Source organism: Citrobacter sp. VF227, from assembly GCF_052950715.1.
In genome coordinates, this window is sequence record NZ_JBRFVF010000005.1 from 162,415 (window position 1) to 179,836 (window position 17,422).

13 protein-coding genes and 1 pseudogene are annotated in these 17,422 nt (G+C 51.0%); 6 read left to right on the plus strand and 8 right to left on the minus strand.

The window, feature by feature from the left end; translation table 11 throughout:
• The first annotated feature begins 123 nt into the window (after positions 1–123).
• Both ACU8YC_RS17055 and ACU8YC_RS17060 read left to right on the plus strand, forming a co-directional pair.
• Positions 124–663, plus strand: a pseudogene (locus ACU8YC_RS17055) (GNAT family N-acetyltransferase).
• Positions 664–749: 86 nt separating this feature from the next.
• Positions 750–1,100 carry a glycoside hydrolase family protein gene (locus ACU8YC_RS17060; RefSeq protein ID WP_187253832.1) on the plus strand — a complete coding sequence of 117 codons (351 nt, stop codon included), beginning with the start codon at positions 750–752 and terminating at the stop codon, positions 1,098–1,100.
• Positions 1,101–1,118: 18 nt separating this feature from the next.
• On the opposite strand, the gene ACU8YC_RS17065 is transcribed toward ACU8YC_RS17060, so the two are convergent.
• From ACU8YC_RS17065 to ACU8YC_RS17075, 3 genes are all read right to left on the minus strand, one after another.
• Positions 1,119–1,721 carry a response regulator transcription factor gene (locus ACU8YC_RS17065; protein ID WP_187253833.1) on the minus strand — a complete coding sequence of 201 codons (603 nt, stop codon included), beginning with the start codon at positions 1,719–1,721 and terminating at the stop codon, positions 1,119–1,121.
• Positions 1,722–2,383: 662 nt separating this feature from the next.
• Positions 2,384–2,824: a winged helix-turn-helix domain-containing protein gene (locus ACU8YC_RS17070; protein WP_151216916.1), complete on the minus strand. Its 441-nt coding sequence runs from the start codon at positions 2,822–2,824 to the stop codon at positions 2,384–2,386.
• 587 nt (positions 2,825–3,411) lie between these two features.
• On the minus strand, positions 3,412–4,170 hold the full coding sequence (locus ACU8YC_RS17075) for an SDR family oxidoreductase (protein WP_278238823.1): 759 nt from the start codon (positions 4,168–4,170) through the stop codon (positions 3,412–3,414).
• Between the two features lie 119 nt (positions 4,171–4,289).
• Between ACU8YC_RS17075 and ACU8YC_RS17080 the strand changes: the two genes are divergently transcribed.
• The 3 genes from ACU8YC_RS17080 (at position 4,290) to ACU8YC_RS17090 (ending at position 7,882) form a co-directional block, all read left to right on the plus strand.
• Positions 4,290–5,189, plus strand: coding sequence for a LysR family transcriptional regulator (locus tag ACU8YC_RS17080; protein WP_151223973.1), 900 nt, complete (start codon positions 4,290–4,292; stop codon positions 5,187–5,189).
• A gap of 47 nt (positions 5,190–5,236) precedes the next feature.
• Positions 5,237–6,265, plus strand: coding sequence for an inner membrane protein YhjD (yhjD, locus tag ACU8YC_RS17085; RefSeq protein WP_151216919.1), 1,029 nt, complete (start codon positions 5,237–5,239; stop codon positions 6,263–6,265).
• A 294-nt stretch (positions 6,266–6,559) separates the two neighbouring features.
• Entirely contained in the window at positions 6,560–7,882 is a 1,323-nt protein-coding gene (locus ACU8YC_RS17090) for an MFS transporter (RefSeq protein ID WP_003023312.1), read from the plus strand.
• Between the two features lie 44 nt (positions 7,883–7,926).
• On the opposite strand, the gene ACU8YC_RS17095 is transcribed toward ACU8YC_RS17090, so the two are convergent.
• Both ACU8YC_RS17095 and pdeH read right to left on the minus strand, forming a co-directional pair.
• On the minus strand, positions 7,927–9,987 hold the full coding sequence (locus ACU8YC_RS17095) for an AsmA family protein (protein ID WP_446895575.1): 2,061 nt from the start codon (positions 9,985–9,987) through the stop codon (positions 7,927–7,929).
• A 77-nt stretch (positions 9,988–10,064) separates the two neighbouring features.
• Entirely contained in the window at positions 10,065–10,832 is a 768-nt protein-coding gene (gene pdeH, locus ACU8YC_RS17100) for a cyclic-guanylate-specific phosphodiesterase (RefSeq protein WP_187253838.1), read from the minus strand.
• Positions 10,833–11,062: 230 nt separating this feature from the next.
• Here pdeH and ACU8YC_RS17105 point away from each other — a divergent pair, with 230 nt between their 5' ends.
• On the plus strand, positions 11,063–11,992 hold the full coding sequence (locus ACU8YC_RS17105; RefSeq protein WP_187253839.1) for a 2-dehydro-3-deoxygluconokinase: 930 nt from the start codon (positions 11,063–11,065) through the stop codon (positions 11,990–11,992).
• Between the two features lie 60 nt (positions 11,993–12,052).
• Here ACU8YC_RS17105 and ACU8YC_RS17110 read toward each other — a convergent pair whose 3' ends face one another.
• The 3 genes from ACU8YC_RS17110 to hmsP all read right to left on the minus strand — a co-directional run bounded on the left by ACU8YC_RS17110 (position 12,053) and on the right by hmsP (position 17,219).
• A complete protein-coding gene (locus ACU8YC_RS17110) occupies positions 12,053–13,546 on the minus strand; it encodes a M16 family metallopeptidase (protein ID WP_151216922.1) in 1,494 nt (497 codons plus the stop codon).
• Between the two features lie 222 nt (positions 13,547–13,768).
• Positions 13,769–15,055, minus strand: coding sequence for a C4-dicarboxylate transporter DctC (gene dctA, locus ACU8YC_RS17115; protein WP_003023301.1), 1,287 nt, complete (start codon positions 15,053–15,055; stop codon positions 13,769–13,771).
• Positions 15,056–15,212: 157 nt separating this feature from the next.
• A complete protein-coding gene (gene hmsP / locus ACU8YC_RS17120) occupies positions 15,213–17,219 on the minus strand; it encodes a biofilm formation regulator HmsP (RefSeq protein WP_446895576.1) in 2,007 nt (668 codons plus the stop codon).
• Positions 17,220–17,422 lie beyond the last annotated feature (203 nt).

Consider the following 17,422-nt stretch of genomic DNA (forward strand, 5'->3'; position numbering starts at 1 on the left):
TGTCGTTATCTTTTTTAAATGCAGCGCTGTGCCGGTGTAGACTAAAACATATTCATATAGCAAATAAATATGTTTTACAGTGACTTCCGCACAATCATTGAAAACTATTCTGGAGGGAAGCCTGTGCCTGTACTGAAAACCTCGCGTCTGATCTGCCGTCCGCTGACAAATGACGACTAGGCGTTCTTCTTAACGTTACAGCAGAATTCAGATGTGATGCGTTTTGTCGCTGACGCGCGTACTGAAGATGAGATACGGGCAGCCTTTGACTCCCGCCTGCCTGAATGGTCTCCCGGCAGCCCGCACTGGCTATGTCTGGTCCTGTGCGATAAGGCATCGGGAGCACCGCTTGGGGTGACTGGATATATTCATGAAAACAATGAATGTGCCGAGGTCGGTTTTCTGCTCGCCCCTGAAGCACAGGGGAAAGGTTATGGTGCTGAATCCCTGCATGCCGTTTGCGATTTTGCATTTACCACCGGAGGGCTACGCCGGCTTACGGCTTGCGTCACCGCAGGAAACGACGCTTCGCGACGTCTACTGGAAAAGGTCGGGTTCATTCACGAAGGCACGCTGCGGGAAAGCTACTGGCTGCATCAAACCTGGAATGATGACTGGATTTTCGGCCTGTTAAAACACGACTATCAGTCACCCGCAGCATAAGACGTTTTGCTGAAAAAACGGGCTGTATGGCAACTGGCGTAACGGAGACGGTTTCTTAAAATAGGTCTCTTTGTACAGAGATGAATATGCCACTCAATTCAACGCATTTCACACCCGCCTGTGTTGCATTTATTAAACAATGGCAAGGTCTGTCACTTGAAAAGTATCAGGATAAAAATGGTGTCTGGGTGATTGGCTACGGGCATGAAATCACATTCGATGAAAGCTTTCCTGCGCCTGTTTCGGTAACGCAGGCAGAAACACTACTGCTCGCGGATCTGGAAATCTGCGAGGAATTCATACACCAGAAAATGCCGCAAATAAAAGAAAGGTTTCAACAGGAAGCGTTAATTGCGTGGATTCTCAGCGTTGGGATAAGCCGGTTTTGTGCTGCAGAATTCTGCTCGGGGACTTTTTCACAGCCAGAATCGTTCTGACTGTGAAATATTCGCCCATTAAATGGCGTCGTTTAACATCATTGCCGCTTGCGTACGGTTTTTTACCTCAAGGCGCTGATACAGCGACTCAAGATGGGCTTTGACCGTTCCGGTGCTGATATTTAACAACCGACCAATTTGTTTATTTGATTCTCCGGCGGCAAGCATAGTCAGAATCTCTCGCTGACGCGCACTAAGCGATCTGATATTTTGCCCGCTGCCCTCGGGAGTTGTCATACAATCTCTGGGGATGAATACCATTCCCATCGCAACGCTATTGAGTGCCAACGTGAAGGTTTCCGCGTCAGAGTCGCGTGGAACAATAGCCAGCACGTTCAATTGCGTAACCTCCTGCAGCCATTTTTTACGGCAGTCCGTTGCTGTCACCAGCACTTTTACCGTCGAAAAGCGTTGCGCTATCTGCTGTAGCAAGTTACGGCAGAACTCAGCGTCCTGGTCGCCATCCAGCATGACCAGCGCATCAGGGGTTTCTTCCAGTTTCTGCCAAAGGTCATCTGCCTGACTGACACCCTGAACATCAACTCCTGGAATACGCCCTTGCAAACTTACATTCATTCCATGAATAAATATCGACTGCCTGTCAAACATTATTACCTGCATTACTTATCTCCGTCTGAATAAGATACTAGCCTTAACACGCGGAAGGGTATTACCCGAGAGGTAAAATAAGAAGTCACCATTTGGCGGGGGCCATTTTACCGATAGACGGAGAAGAAAAAAGTAGAAATCGAAAATAGTTACAGATCAAACCAAATAATCACACAAAGGGACAAATGTGGCGCCAAATATTAAGGAAATCCTTAATGTTTTGAGATAAAGCTCGGCTTATTAATATTAATTCTTCGAAGTTTATATTCTTTACTAAAAATAATAAACTCACGATAACAGAAAAAAATGTTACAAAACGAAATGTCGCATCAAATGATCATCACCTGTGATTTGCTGCCTGGCAGCGTTGGTATATCAATCGATACGGAAGGCTCCGGGTGATTGCATCACTGTGATCAGGTCTTCAAAGAGACAGGTCTGCATAAATAATACCCTTGAAAAAGTCACAGTTCTTTAAGTGCAAATAGTTGGCCTGAACCTGAGTCTCAACGCCTTCGGCAACCATCAGAATCTGACCCTGTCGTCCGGGCCGTTTTTGATATCTATCGAACCATAACGCTATTTAGCGAACATTAGTTGAAAATAAATAGAAAAGATAACGATAAAAAAAAGCCCCTCGCACAGCATGCTCAGGGCAAATACCTGGGTTGACATCACTCACTCAGGTTATCTATCTTCTCCCTTTTTTTGACAGCATGAGTCGGGAGTTCACTCACTTTGTAATAAACGGGAATGACATCAGGATAATTGATGACATAACCCTGACCTCTTATATTAAGGATAAAATCTCTGGGTAATCCCAGCAGGCCAAGTTTATTATTAAGATTGTGCAGGACTTGCCATAATCGTTGCGCAGAGGGGCTCAGATTATGCGCCTCCCAGATTTTTTCAAATAATTCTTCTTTCGTTACTGGCTGGCTTCTGGCATTTATTAATAAATACAGAAAAAGCCTTAGCATTGTTTCATTAAAGTAAATTGACGCAAAAGCGATGTTTTTCTCGGTATGGCTACCCGTAAGCCGATACAGTCGGCGATTAGAAATATCAAAATGAATTTCAGCACCAATCATAAATCCATATAGACGATAGCCCATATCTTATACCCACGTTAAATGAAGACGAACATGCACCTCTACATATAAGCGTTGAGATAATCCATACCGTTTGTATGGTGGATTATATGGCTGCTATAAATACTTTCCAATCTACATCCCAATGTACTATGAGGAACCGGTCGTTTAGTATTCGTTTATGGTAGATTTGAGGTTATAAATGAATTTCACGGTTTATTATTCTTCCTATGCGAAATTTTCAGCACATGTACCATGTTTTCATATAAGCGATCAAGCACTCAATTTTTAATGTCGAATTTTACACATTTTAAAGAATTAAATCCTGATACGTGGAGAATATCAAGAAAATGGCGCACAGTCACAATCCGTCAGCAATCAAGTGACGTTTATATACTGGCATGGAGATGGGGAGGTGCCATGGTTTCTTCTGAGGCAAATCCGCTGCCGAAGAAAATACTTAATTCAGAACGTTTATCCCGGATTTCTTTCCGCACCGCGATCGGGATATTAGATTCCAGATAATACCGGTAAACGCCACCAGCTATATTTTTACCTGGGGTGGCGCGCCGGTTTTCTATTGCTTAAAAGTTGAATAAGATACGCGCGACTTACAGGAACATTCCGCCCGATACTTCGATACGCTGCGCTGTCATCCAGGCCAACTCATCACTGAGCAACGCGGCGATCGCGTCGCCAATATCATCCGGCAAACCCGCGCGCCCCAGTGCCGTTTGCGATGCTACATACGCATTCAGCTCTTGATTATCCCGCAGTCGACCACCGCCAAAATCGGTTTCAATCGCCCCAGGCGCGATGATGTTTACTGAAATCCCCCGCTCTCCCAGTTCTTTCGCCTGATAACGCGTCAGTACTTCCATCGCCCCTTTCATTGAGGCATAGGCGGCATATCCTGGCAGCGCAAAACGCGCCAGTCCCGATGAGACATTCAGGATCCTGCCGCCATTCTGGATCAACGGCAACAGACGCTGGGTCAGGAAGAAGGGGCCCTTAAAGTGAATGTTCACTAATTGATCAAACATCGCTTCGGAGGTATCGGCAAAAGTGCCATACAGACCAATACCGGCATTGTTCACTAAATAATCAAATGATTCACGATTCCACATGCTTTTCAGCTGCGCTTGCACCTCACGGGCAAAGGACTCAAAGCCAGCCACATCGCTGACATTCAGTTGTATTGCCGCAGCTTTTCTGCCTTTTCGCTCAATCTCAGCAACCACATCCAGTGCCGCCTGCAGCTGGCTGTTGTAGGTGAAGATAATGTCCGTTCCTCTGTCTGCCAGCTTAAGTGCGGCATTTTTACCGAGTCCACGACTACCACCAGTCACTAATGCAATACGTTGCGTCATAAGAAACCTCATTTCCGACGTTGTGATGATTGAGATAAAGCTTATTAGGTGATAGAAAAACAATAAATATCGCCTGTTGCGCATTACTGTTTCATCTGGAACAACAATAGGGCATGAGAATGGATAAAATTCACGCAATGCAGTTGTTCATCCGCGTCGCGGAACTGGAGAGTTTTTCACGCGCGGCAGACACTCTCGGTCTACCTAAAGGTAGCGTATCCCGCCAAATCCAGGCCCTGGAAAATCATCTCGGCACGCAGTTATTGCACCGCACTACCCGCCGCGTTCAGCTCACACAAGACGGCATGATCTATTACGAACGCGCAAAAGATTTGCTGAGCAATCTGGATGAACTGGATGGACTATTTCATCACGATCCCTCCAGCATCAGCGGCAAGCTGCGCGTCGATATGCCGGTTGGCGTAGCAAAAAATCTGGTGATGCCCCGCTTACCCACTTTCTTGCATCAGTATCCAGGCCTTGAGCTCGAACTCAGCAGCAGCGACCGCCTGGTGGATTTGATCCGCGAAGGCTTCGACTGTGTGGTACGCATAGGAACGCTGAAAGATTCAGGCCTGATTGCGCGTCCGCTGGGAAAACTCACGCAGATCAATTGCGCCAGCCCGCAATACCTCGCCCGCTTTGGGTATCCAGAAAGCCTGGAGGATTTAACCTCGCACGCGGTGGTGCACTATTCGGTCAATTTGGGAACGCGTGCGCAAGGATTCGAAGTGGCGACAGACAACGGCGCTAAATGGGTCAAAACCGGCGGCATGCTAACAGTGAACAGTACCGAAACCTATCATGCGGCATGTCTTGCCGGTCTGGGCATTATTCAGGTACCGCGCGTGGGCGTGCGTGATGCCCTGCGTGCCGGTACGCTGGTAGAAGTATTACCGCAATATCGTGCCGAGCCATTACCGGTTTCCTTGCTCTATCCGCACCGTCGCAACCTCTCCCGTCGAGTACATCTGTTTATGGAATGGCTAACCGGCGTGATGAAAGACTACGTGGACTGACAAGCTATACTGTCCTGAGAATGAACAGAACAAGGATTATTGCCCTGATGACGCAGGAAAAAGAGATTAAACGCCCCATTCAGGAACTTGAGCACGCTCCCATCCCAAAAATTGAGACCCTGGAGCGTGAAAATACAGAGACCAACGGTAAGACTAACCAGGCGTTGAAAACTGCCCTGACCTTCGCTGAAAAAATTCAACGTCAGCCCATGATTGCCCATCTGATTCGCGCTGCGGAGCGGTTTAACGATCGCATGGGAAATCAGTTTGGCGCCGCGATCACCTACTTCTCGTTTCTGTCGATGATCCCTATTCTGATGGTGTCGTTTGCCGCCGCGGGTTTTATTCTCGCTTCGCATCCTACGCTGTTGCAGGATATCTTCGGCAAAATTCTGCTCAACGTCAGCGATCCGACACTCGCCTCTACGCTGAAAAACACCATTAACACCGCCGTACAGCAACGTACCACCGTCGGTCTGGTAGGGCTTGGTATCGCGCTCTATTCCGGCATTAACTGGATGGGAAACCTGCGCGAAGCTATTCGTGCCCAGTCGCGCGATGTCTGGGAGCGTACTCCGCAGGATCAGGAAAAAATTTGGGTTAAATATCTGCGTGATTTTATCTCATTGATTGGCTTACTGATTGCGCTAATTGTTACCCTGTCCATTACCTCCATTGCCGGTTCCGCCCAGCAAATGATTATCTCCGCGCTGTATCTCGACGGTATCGAATGGCTGAAGCCCGCCTGGCGGCTGATCGGTCTGACCATCTCCATTTTCGCCAACTACTTACTGTTCTTCTGGATTTTCTGGCGGCTACCGCGTCACCGCCCGCGTAAAAAGGCGCTGATTCGCGGGACATTTATTGCGGCTATTGGCTTTGAAGTGATTAAGATCGTCATGACCTACACGCTGCCATCGTTGGTAAAATCCCCTTCCGGCGCGGCGTTTGGTTCAGTGCTTGGACTGATGGCATTCTTTTACTTCTTCGCTCGTTTGACCCTATTTTGCGCCGCCTGGATTGCCACAGCGGAATACAAAGATGACCCGCGTATGCCGGGGAAAACCCACCGCTAATTCATCAAATACTGCCGGATAACGCTCGCTTATCCGGCCTGACCAATGCTTAATTCGAAATCAACCGCATTATCAGAATTAAAATCCAGACCGTAACTTTTATTTAACCGAAAACCAGTTTTATCATCCAAGTTTTAAATTATGTGAAGCATTTCATGGAAGTGAAATCTCCAGCCTAAAAATTATCCCCTTTTTGCTCTTTTTTTGACCTCTCGCAAGGTTTGTTACAGATTGAAATGTCGCTTTTGCTGTGCGTAATATGGCCTTTCGTTCGGCCAAAAATAAGAAAATATTATGCAAGCAACAGCCACAACGCTCGACAATGAACAGGAACACACCCCGGTCAACTCGCGCAATAAAGTCGTCGTCGCTTCACTCATTGGCACTGCCATTGAGTTCTTCGACTTCTATATCTACGCCACCGCCGCGGTGATCGTGTTTCCTCATATCTTCTTCCCGCAGGGGGATCCGACCGCAGCAACGCTGCAGTCTCTCGCAACCTTTGCTATCGCCTTTGTGGCCAGGCCGATAGGTTCTGCTGTATTCGGGCATTTCGGCGATCGCGTAGGGCGTAAAGTCACGCTGGTTGCCTCACTGCTCACCATGGGGATCTCGACGGTTGTCATTGGCCTGCTGCCGGGCTATGAAACAATCGGCATTTTCGCCCCGTTGCTGCTGGCGCTGGCGCGTTTTGGTCAGGGTTTAGGTCTGGGCGGTGAATGGGGCGGCGCGGCGTTGCTGGCGACGGAAAACGCACCACCGCGTAAGCGCGCGCTGTACGGCTCATTCCCGCAGTTGGGCGCGCCTATCGGCTTCTTCTTTGCTAACGGCACGTTCCTGTTGCTTTCCTGGCTGTTGACCGACGAACAGTTTATGAGCTGGGGCTGGCGCGTACCGTTTATCTTCTCTGCGGTACTGGTGATTATCGGTTTGTACGTTCGCGTGTCGCTGCATGAATCCCCGGTCTTCGCCAAAGTGGCTGCGGCGAAAAAACAGGTGAAAATCCCGCTGGGTACTCTGCTGACAAAACATGTTCGTGTGACGATCCTCGGCACATTCATCATGCTGGCGACCTATACGCTGTTTTATATCATGACCGTCTATTCAATGACGTTCAGCACCGCCGCTGCCCCCGTAGGGCTTGGCCTGCCGCGTAATGAAGTGTTGTGGATGCTGATGATGGCGGTTATTGGCTTTGGCGTAATGGTGCCGGTGGCGGGCCTGCTGGCCGATGCGTTTGGTCGTCGCAAGAGCATGCTCATCATCACCACGCTTATCATTCTGTTTGCGCTGTTTGCCTTTAAACCGCTGCTCGGTTCTGGCAATCCGGTGCTGGTGTTCGCCTTCCTGTTGCTTGGCCTGAGCCTGATGGGTCTGACATTTGGTCCGATGGGCGCGCTGCTGCCGGAGCTGTTCCCGACTGAAGTGCGCTATACGGGAGCGTCGTTCTCGTACAACGTGTCATCGATTCTTGGTGCGTCCGTTGCCCCTTACATTGCCGCATGGCTGCAGGCGAATTACGGCCTGGCGGCAGTTGGTACGTATCTGGCATCGATGGCGGCGTTAACACTGATTGCGCTGCTATTAACTCACGAAACCCGCCATCAGTCGTTGTGATTCTTTTGCCGGATGCGGTAGTGACACCGCATCCGGTGCTCTCATCACTTCTTCATCTGCGACAGGATCGTCCGACACTGATTCGCGTCCCCCTCTGACGGCGAAATCAGCGCCAGCAGAGCTGCCGCTGGCGTCACCAGCGTTGCCAGCGCGGCAGCAACCGCACCGCGCGCAATCAGCGGTCCGGCCTTCACGCCAGCCTGTGGATTTTTAAAGGTTCCACGGACATACAGCGGCGAACGCAGGGTAATAATACGGATACCTTTGCTCTCCGGATCGATGGTTAAATCCAGTTGCTCCGACGCAAAGCTCGCCGTACCGGTGACATTGATGACCGCGTTTTCGGTGTCGAAAGCAAAAATCTGCGGACGCGCCACCCCGTTAACAATATCCAGATTCGCTGCCGCGCAGTTTACCCGCACCTCATCATCACCAAATATCTGTCCGACGATATAATTGCCCAAATTCAAGCCAACAATTTCCATCAGATTCCGGCTGATTAACCCATCATTCATCAGCAGCTTCAGATTGCCATTGCTGTTACCCAGCAGCGCAGCGATCGAGTTTCCACTCCCGCTAAACCTGGCGTCACCGTTCATTTCTCCAAGCGTTTTCTGCATCAACTCTACATCCGGCATCAGCGCTTTTAGCTTCAGGCGTCGAGCCTGAATGTCCGCCTGCCCCCGCATCGGCTTTTTGCCCCCTTCCAGGTGGATGCTGGAGACAATGCTGCCCCCCGCGAGGCCAAATTTTAGCGGTTGCAGCCGTAGGTCGGCATTTTTCAGGATGATATGTGTGGAGAGAGCGCTGATCGGCAAACTACTGCCGTGTTCGATACGTCGCCCTTTGAAACGTACGTCAGCATCCATCACGTTCCATTTGTCGGTTTCAAATCGGTCATATGGCAAAACCTTGTCCGCTGGCTGGACGCTCTTCTCGCCTTTGCGCTGCTCAGACTGTTTTGCCCGCTCCGCCCCTTTGCCTGAATCCACTCCGATCAGCGGCCCCAAGTCTGCCAGCCTCAGTTGGCGCGATTCAACATCCCCCTTCAGCATGGGTCGCGGTTTACCGGTGGTATAGGTCAGCGTTCCGTGAATATCGCTGTCGCCAATGCGGCCATTGAAATCGCGATAATCAAAAACAGAGGATTTTTCCGGATCAATTTTAGCAATCAGACGCCCGTCAGTTTCAAACGGCGGTGTATCCGGGAGCAGCACGCCGGTCAAATCGTACAAATCCCCTAGCGAATCTCCCGAGAATTTAAGTCGCAGATCCGCTCCGCCCATATTCATTGGATCGTTTATCGTACCCATAAACGCCACGCGCGTACTGCCCGAACGGAAATCAGCCTGAATCGGGAAAGAGGTTCCTTCGCCGCGCAGCGCCAGCATTCCGCCAATTTTTCCGCTACCGCTTAGCGGTTCGCCGTTATATCGCCCTTGCGCTTTCAGACCAAACACATAGTCCTCAACGCGAACGTTGCTCTCTTTACCTTTTGTGCCAGTCACTTCGCTAAAGGGCAATGGTTTCCCCAGCGGATCGATCAGGATCTCAAGCTCCGACTTCGTCACTTTATCGTTAATGGCGATCCGCCCTTGATCGAACAAAATGTTATCCAGCCGGAAAGACCATGCGGATGGCGACGGATTAGGGTCGCGGTTTTCGTCCCCAGCGAAGTTAAAGGTCCAGTTATTGTTTTTCTCCGACAGACGGATCAGCCGCGCATCGGGTTTTACCAGCTTGATCCACGGGAGCCAGACTGTCTTTGTCAGCAATGCCAGTGGGGCGAGCGTGGCTTCAACGCGCGGGAGATGCACCATGGTAACGTCAGGAATATCCGGCGGGTTGCCAAGGATGATATCTTCGGCATGAATATGCGGCCACGGAACCCAGCTACGCCAGCCGGTTTCCTGCTTTTGGCGTTCCCAAACCACGCCCAGGTCACCCCGTATAGCGAAGGGCCGATTGAGTTCTGTAGAGACTTTCTGGTTGATGGTCGGTTTGAGCCGATTCCAGTCAAATGTCGCAATCACAATGATGAGTACGACGATCAACAACAAGAAAACCCCTATTATTGAAGTGGTTATTTTGCCTGTTTTCGTCATGTCTAACCTCCTTATTTCCTTCCTTGCCTGTCCTAAAGATAGCCCAGCAGGAAAAAAGGAGGTGTTCTACATCTTCATCAAAGCGACAGCATCACGTCTTCGAGGGTATCAAGAGGCAATGGACGAGAAAGAAAATAGCCTTGCGCAGCAAAAGCCGGTGAGTTTTGGACATCGCGCCACTCTTCCAGCGTTTCAACGCCTTCGACAATCACGCCGCGGCAATAGCGATTCATCAGCTGTAATAGCAGCGTGAAGAGATTGCGACCTTCCGGCGTCTGGCGCAGCATGACAAACAGATCCCGCGCCACTTTGATATAGTCATAGCTCACTTCGCTTAGGGCCGAGAAGTTCGCCATTCCGGTACCAAAATCATCCAGCCAGAGCGGGCCAAACTCGCACATTGAGGCGAACGACGACCCCTTCGGTAAGCGGATGTGCTCCACCAGTTCAAAGCGCAACCACGGCAGACATTCGATGATTTTCAGAACGTCAGCATCCTGGCGCATCGCAATGAGTGTTGGCCCGTCGACGTTCACCGATGCCAGCAGGCCGTTAGCTCTAAAAAACGCCCCTTTTTGTTCGAGCTGCAAAAGCTGTTCTTTCACTACATCAACGCGATGCCGGACGGCCACTTCGGCAAAATAGCGATCTGGCGCGATACGGTGGGTGGGGTTTTCAGGATGGCTCACGACGGTCAGCAGCTCAACGGCCATCAGCCTTCCGTTGGTCTGGTAAATTGGCTGGTAGGTGTAAGCACGCTCGCACTGCAGCCAATAGCGTCTCTCCTGCAAGCTTTCAATACTCGCATCAGGCGTAATTAGCCGCTGGGTAACCTGCTTTATCATCTGAGATGTCCTGTAAATAAGAGTGTGACTGACCGGACTCGTCAAAGGTTATCGGCGCTCAGGCGCAGAACTTTACGTTCCGCCTCAGGCAAAATAGAAACTAAGCGGTAAAAAACGACGCAGAACACGTGCTGGCTCAAAAAAATAATGGAACGATGTTTTAATATAGTTGACCACTTAACACCCACAGCGCACACTAACGCTAATTTTTTTCACAGCAGGTTACGACTATGTCCAGAAAGATTGCCGTGATTGGCGAATGCATGATTGAGCTGTCACAAAAAGGCGCTGACGTTCAGCGCGGATTCGGTGGCGACACGTTGAATACATCCGTTTATATCGCCCGCCAGGTCGATGCTGCGGCACTTTCCGTACACTATGTGACTGCACTGGGTACCGACAGTTTTAGCCAACAAATGCTCGAATCCTGGCAGGGCGAAAACGTGGATACCTCATTAACCCAGCGCATGGAAAATCGTCTGCCGGGCCTTTACTACATAGAGACCGACAGTACTGGCGAACGTACCTTCTATTATTGGCGTAATGAAGCAGCCGCAAAATTCTGGCTGGAGAGCGAACAGTCCACCGCTATTTGTAACGCGCTGGCGACATTTGACTATCTGTATCTGAGCGGGATTAGCCTGGCAATTTTAAGCCCGGCAAGTCGTGACAAACTGCTGTCGTTGCTGCGTGAATGCCGCGCCAACGGTGGAAAGGTCATTTTTGACAATAACTACCGCCCACGTCTATGGAGCAGCAAAGAAGAGACGCAGCAGGTGTATCAACAGATGCTGGAATGCACCGATATCGCGTTCCTGACGCTGGATGATGAGGACGCGCTGTGGGGTGAAAAACCTGTTGCCGAGGTGATGGCTCGTACTCACGCGGCTGGCGTGCAGGAAGTGGTAGTGAAGCGCGGCGCAGACTCTTGCCTGGTTTCCATCGTGGGTGAAGAACTCATCGATGTCCCGGCCGTAAAACTGCCGAAAGAGAAGGTGATCGATACCACCGCTGCGGGAGACTCCTTCAGCGCAGGGTATCTGGCGGTACGTCTGACCGGCGGCGATGCCGCTGATGCCGCGAAACGCGGCCACCTGACGGCAAGCACCGTTATTCAGCATCGCGGGGCGATTATCCCACGCGACGCCATGCCGCAATAACTTGTTGTTCTTGTAGGCCGGGGGCGCTTCGCTTGCCCGGCCTACAGGTTACGATCCCCTTTATTGTACCGGCGGGATGTCCGTCACTTCAGGATGTGATTCATCCGTTTCAGCCGACGTTGCCGCTGCGCTAACCGGCGCCATAATGCTATCCCACGTCGCTTGCAGATCCTTCATATTGAATTCAGGCTCACCTTTCGGCTGCAGCAGAATTAACGCCATATCTTGCGACAGTTGCTGACGCAGATCCTGGTTCAGCATCTCAACGCTCAGGCTGTTAAGGAAGCTCTGGCGTAAACGCTGATACTGTTCCGGCGCAATATCCACGACCTGGTTTTGCAACGAACGCAAACGCTGGCTGATCAAGATATCGGTGTCGGTGCGGCCATAGGTGGCAAACAGCTTTTGCAGCTCCAGATTCTTTTGTGCGACCAGCGCATTGAACTCTTCCTCCGGCAAGCCCTTATCGCGCACTTTGGCCAGCTCACGCGCAACCGTACCGAGGTTCGCATTCAGCTTATCGTTCGGCGATTCAACGTTGATGGCGCACTGCGCACGCAGGAACAGCACCCGACAGTCAAAACCAAGGCCAATGTCTTTGGTATTGTTTTTACTCAGCTCCTGCTGAATGTGCCAGAACAGCGCCTCACGGGCTAAATCTGCGCGCCAGTAACGTAACAGCGCGGCAGATTCACGGATGGGCTGCCACGGCGTATCCCACATAATGGAAAGGCGATCCTGGCGTACCGCATCGGTCATAATGCTCACGGCTTCTGCACGCAGCGGCGAAAGCGTCGGTACTGGCGCAGGCGTTTCACGTTTTCCTTTTAACTCGCCAAAAGTTTTATTGATTTGCTCAGCCACGCTGCGCGCATCAACGTTACCGACGATAATCAGCGTCATCGCATCCGGGGTATACCATTTCTGATAGAAGGCGTGGATTTTTGTCGCATCGACAGGCGTTTTCAGCGGATCGGCTGGATCGTGGCCCAGCAACGTTGATCCCTTCAGACGATAGCGCCACCATCCCTCTTTGGTATCTGACGGCCAGGTTGCAACCATATCTTCGCTACTCAGCGCATGATTGACCGTTTCAGGGGTAATGCTCAGATTGCCGGAGATATTCGCCAGGTAAGAAAGTGACTCTTTCAGTAGATCGTTACGGCTGTTTGGCAGACTGAGGTTGTACAACGTGGAATCATAGGAAACGATAACGGGCGGCATGGGACGTTTGGGATCGAACCCCTGCTGCCATAATGAACGGGCTTGCGTGGCATCGAGGCCACCGCTTTGCGTCAGCGCGATACGTGGGATCGCATGGCTGAAACCACTCTGTTGCGTACTTTCGGTGAGTGAACCGGTATTAACCAGCAGGCGGACCTCAATACGGTCACTGGGGCGCTGGGGAGTGGCTAACACTTGCCACTGTAGACCATTTGCCAGCGTGCCCTGTTGCCACGCCGGGTCAGGCTGGAGCGCATCTGCCTGCACATAGCCGGCAGTGGCCATCATCAGCAAGCCGCCCGCTAAAAGTCGAATTTTTGTGCCCTGCATGTGAACCCCTGATCAACTATCCTGGAAATAAAAAGACAGCCCGCAAAAGGACTCTCTGAATATGACGTTAAAAACACTTCGTGTTAGACCGCAAGAACATGAAAATGTCACGGAGGAAGTGAAAAAATCCCGACACCGCCGAATCGACGGTTTCAGGCACAGGGGTTAATTATGCGCAAACACCCGCAGTCCTGGAAGGGACTACGGGCATAAGTGGAGAGATTAAGAGGATATTTCGTGCGTTTTGCCATCCGGCGCACGATTATTCAGCACATCGTCCAGCTTTTTATGGTCCAGTTCTTTGACCCATTTGGCGACGACGACAGTTGCCACACCGTTACCGACCAGGTTAGTCAGCGCACGTGCTTCAGACATAAAGCGGTCAATACCGAGAATCAACGCCAGACCCGCAACCGGCAAATGGCCCACCGCGGAGATCGTCGCGGCCAGAACAATGAAGCCACTCCCGGTCACACCCGCAGCACCTTTTGAAGAGAGCAGGAGCACCACCAACAGGGTTATCTGATGGAAGATATCCATATGGCTGTTGGTCGCCTGAGCGATAAACACCGCCGCCATCGTCAGATAGATTGATGTCCCATCAAGGTTAAACGAGTAGCCCGTGGGAATAACCAACCCGACAACAGACTTCCGGCAGCCCAGTTTTTCCATCTTATCAAGCATACGCGGCAGTGCGGACTCGGAAGAAGAGGTGCCCAGAACGATCAGCAGTTCTTCACGGATATAACGGATGAATTTGAAAATGCTGAAGCCGGTTGCGCGAGCAATCGAGCCCAGCACCACGACCACAAACAAAATACAGGTTATGTAGAAGCAGATGATCAACTGGCCCAGCTGCACCAGCGTCCCAACGCCATATTTACCGATGGTAAAGGCCATGGCACCGAAAGCACCGATCGGCGCCAGACGCATGATCATGTTGATGATGCCGAAAATAACCTGCGAAAAGCTTTCAATCACGTTGAAAATCATCTGGCCTTTGCTGCCCAGACGGTGCAGCGCAAAACCAAACATTACCGCAAACAGTAATACCTGCAGGATATTGCCGCTGGCGAACGCGCCAATGACGCTACCCGGGATAATATCCATCAGGAAGCCTACGATCCCCTGGTCTTTTGCCTGTTCAGCGTAAATGGCAACCGCTTTAGCGTCCAGCGTCGCCGGATCGACGTTCATTCCGGCACCGGGCTGCACTACGTTGACGATGATAAGGCCGATGATCAGCGCAATCGTACTGACAATTTCAAAATAGAGCAGTGCAACCGCACCGGTGCGACCGACTGCTTTCATACTTTCCATGCCTGCAATGCCGGTAACGACAGTACAGAAGATGACAGGTGCGATGACCATTTTGATGAGCTTAACGAAAGCATCACCAAGCGGCTTCATTTGGGCGCCTAATTCAGGATAGTAATGGCCAAGGAGGATACCGATGGCAATTGCTGTCAGGACCTGAAAGTAAAGGCTTTTGAATATAGAGGTCTTCATAGGGTGTCCTTAAAGTAAAAACCACAGGTCTTGTAAGGTTTTGTTTAACCTGCGGCCCTAAAGTAACACCCACACAACATGACAGAAATGTGCCTGGATCATAATTGATACAGAAATGTTAAAAATTTTGAGCTGGCTCGCACAAGCGAGACCTTTTTTAACTTTTGTAATCAGCGTTTTCCGGCGCCAGATAACGTTCTTCGAAGATATTAGCCGGAACCGGTCGGGCAAACAGGAACCCTTGCGCCACTTCCACCCCCGCTTGCGATAACCATTCGCGTTGCGCTTCGGTTTCGACGCCTTCGGCAATCATCTGCAAATTGAGTCCATGCGCCAACTGAATAATGGCGGAGATCATACTGCAATCTTCAGGGACGCCATCGACAAACATCTTATCGATTTTCAGTACATCCACCGGTAGCGATTTCATATGCTGTAGCTGTCGCAGACCCGCATATCCCATACCAAAGTCGTCGAGGGCAATACGCACGCCCGCGTTGCGCAGCGGACGTAAAATAGCCACAGCGGCATGGGGATCATCAATATGCCGACTTTCGGTCACTTCCAGAATCAACGTCCCAGGCTTGATACGATAGCGGTTTAGCAATTCCAGCAGATCCGACACCATACTTGGGTGCATTAGCTGTAGCGCAGACAGATTCACCGAAAGCGGCAGCATCAGACCACGTTCCTGCCAGGCCGAAAGCTGGCGGCATGTCTCTTCCAGCACCCAGTAACCTACCGTCACCATCAGACCACAGGACTCAATCCTGTCGATTAGCCCTTCAGGCAGTTCCCAGCTTCCGTCCGGCTGCTGCATGCGCAATAAAGCCTCTGCGCTCAATATTTTACCGCTGGACATTTCCACCTGCGGCTGCATCCACAACGCAAACTGATGGTTATCCAGCGCGGTAAGAATATCGTTCTCTTCCGTCAAACGCTGCTGCGCTTCTTCCATCTGCAACGGATCAAAGAACTGAATCTGGTTTTTACCTTTATGACGCGACGTTAACACGGCTGAGAGCGCGCGGCGGTATAGCTGTTCTGCGGTCAAATCGCCATTAAACATCGCCACCCCAATGTTGCAGGTGGGACGGAGTTGAATCCCCTGAATCGGTAACCGCTCGTTAACGATAGTGAGTACTTGCTGACCTAACGTAATCGCGTGCCAGGGCTCCTTTACGCCATGTGCGATAATGGCAAAGTCATAGCCGCTCACCTGGGTAAGTACCATTCTGGGGGCCAATACTGATTTCAGTTTTTCAACCAGCGTAAGCAACAGGATTTCCCGCTGGGTCTCGGATAACACCCCCGCGGTATCACGCAGGGTTTCGCAGGTGACAATCATCAGCGCCGTCGTCTGCTGGCGGGTAACAATCTGCTCCAACAGCCCCATCAGGAACGACTTGTTGGGCAATTCGGAAACCGGGAACCGCATTGAATAGTCGCTTTGTTCGTCAGTGTAGCGCTGAATCTGCTGCTGATTAAGGTTGTAGCTACGCACCAGCAGGCCAATCTCATCGTCCTGATGCAGGCGCGGCAACGCCAGCTGATAGCCAATCAGATCCTGCTGAGGGATATCGTTCAGCTCGCGAGCGATTTTACGTAATGGATGCAAAATCAATCGGTTAATGCACCATGAGATCGCCACCGTGAGTACCAACGATAAAAGTAAGTAAATGGTCACTAACGTTGAAAGCGTGCTCATTACGAACTTGTACATACGGTACGAATCCGCCTGCAGCACCAGATACGCCAGCGGTTGCGGGTTCGCTGAGCGCTCGAGGGAATATACCGGCAGCGAAATTTGCACCGGAAGTTCAAACAGGCGAGTTACCGTAACAGGAACTGGGCGCTCAGGAATAAAACTCATCCGTAGAGCCTGAAACTGATTGGGCAGCACCACATCGGCGCGGCTGACCACGCCTGCTGGCCGAATACTTTTTAAAATGGCTTCCGCTTCAGGAATATCCCCTTTCAGGATAGTGCCCGACAGAGGCTCACGGACGGAGCGAGCGATACTTTCCAGTTGCGTAGCCGTGTTATAGCGGTTCTGCTGTACCAGATGGAACAACAAAACGGTGCAAAAAATAAACACAAACACCATGACAACGGCCGCAACCATTGCCATCTGCTTAATTGTTAACGAGCGGCTGACACGCAAACTGACTCTCCACGGATAGACGAAACTGCCGTCAGAGTATACCCGATCGTAGCGGTATTAAGAGAGGCGGTATCTGAAAACTTCCCAACGTGCATTATCGCGACAGGATAGGCACGTGGCGACGAGATTTATCTGCATTTAAGCCGAAAAAGGCCGCAAGGTCGCCTCTTGCGGCCTGGTTCGGGCGCATGTTGCCGTTACGG

Coding starts and splice junctions, on each gene's coding strand:
- ACU8YC_RS17105 (WP_187253839.1), top strand. CDS start 11,063: ATGTCCAGAAAGATTGCCGTGATTGGCGAATGCATGATTGAGCTGTCA.
- ACU8YC_RS17080 (WP_151223973.1), top strand. CDS start 4,290: ATGGATAAAATTCACGCAATGCAGTTGTTCATCCGCGTCGCGGAACTG.
- ACU8YC_RS17090 (WP_003023312.1), top strand. CDS start 6,560: ATGCAAGCAACAGCCACAACGCTCGACAATGAACAGGAACACACCCCG.
- yhjD (WP_151216919.1), top strand. CDS start 5,237: ATGACGCAGGAAAAAGAGATTAAACGCCCCATTCAGGAACTTGAGCAC.
- pdeH (WP_187253838.1), bottom strand. CDS start 10,832: ATGATAAAGCAGGTTACCCAGCGGCTAATTACGCCTGATGCGAGTATT.
- ACU8YC_RS17065 (WP_187253833.1), bottom strand. CDS start 1,721: ATGCAGGTAATAATGTTTGACAGGCAGTCGATATTTATTCATGGAATG.
- ACU8YC_RS17095 (WP_446895575.1), bottom strand. CDS start 9,987: ATGACGAAAACAGGCAAAATAACCACTTCAATAATAGGGGTTTTCTTG.
- ACU8YC_RS17060 (WP_187253832.1), top strand. CDS start 750: ATGCCACTCAATTCAACGCATTTCACACCCGCCTGTGTTGCATTTATT.
- ACU8YC_RS17110 (WP_151216922.1), bottom strand. CDS start 13,546: ATGCAGGGCACAAAAATTCGACTTTTAGCGGGCGGCTTGCTGATGATG.
- dctA (WP_003023301.1), bottom strand. CDS start 15,055: ATGAAGACCTCTATATTCAAAAGCCTTTACTTTCAGGTCCTGACAGCA.
- ACU8YC_RS17075 (WP_278238823.1), bottom strand. CDS start 4,170: ATGACGCAACGTATTGCATTAGTGACTGGTGGTAGTCGTGGACTCGGT.
- ACU8YC_RS17070 (WP_151216916.1), bottom strand. CDS start 2,824: ATGGGCTATCGTCTATATGGATTTATGATTGGTGCTGAAATTCATTTT.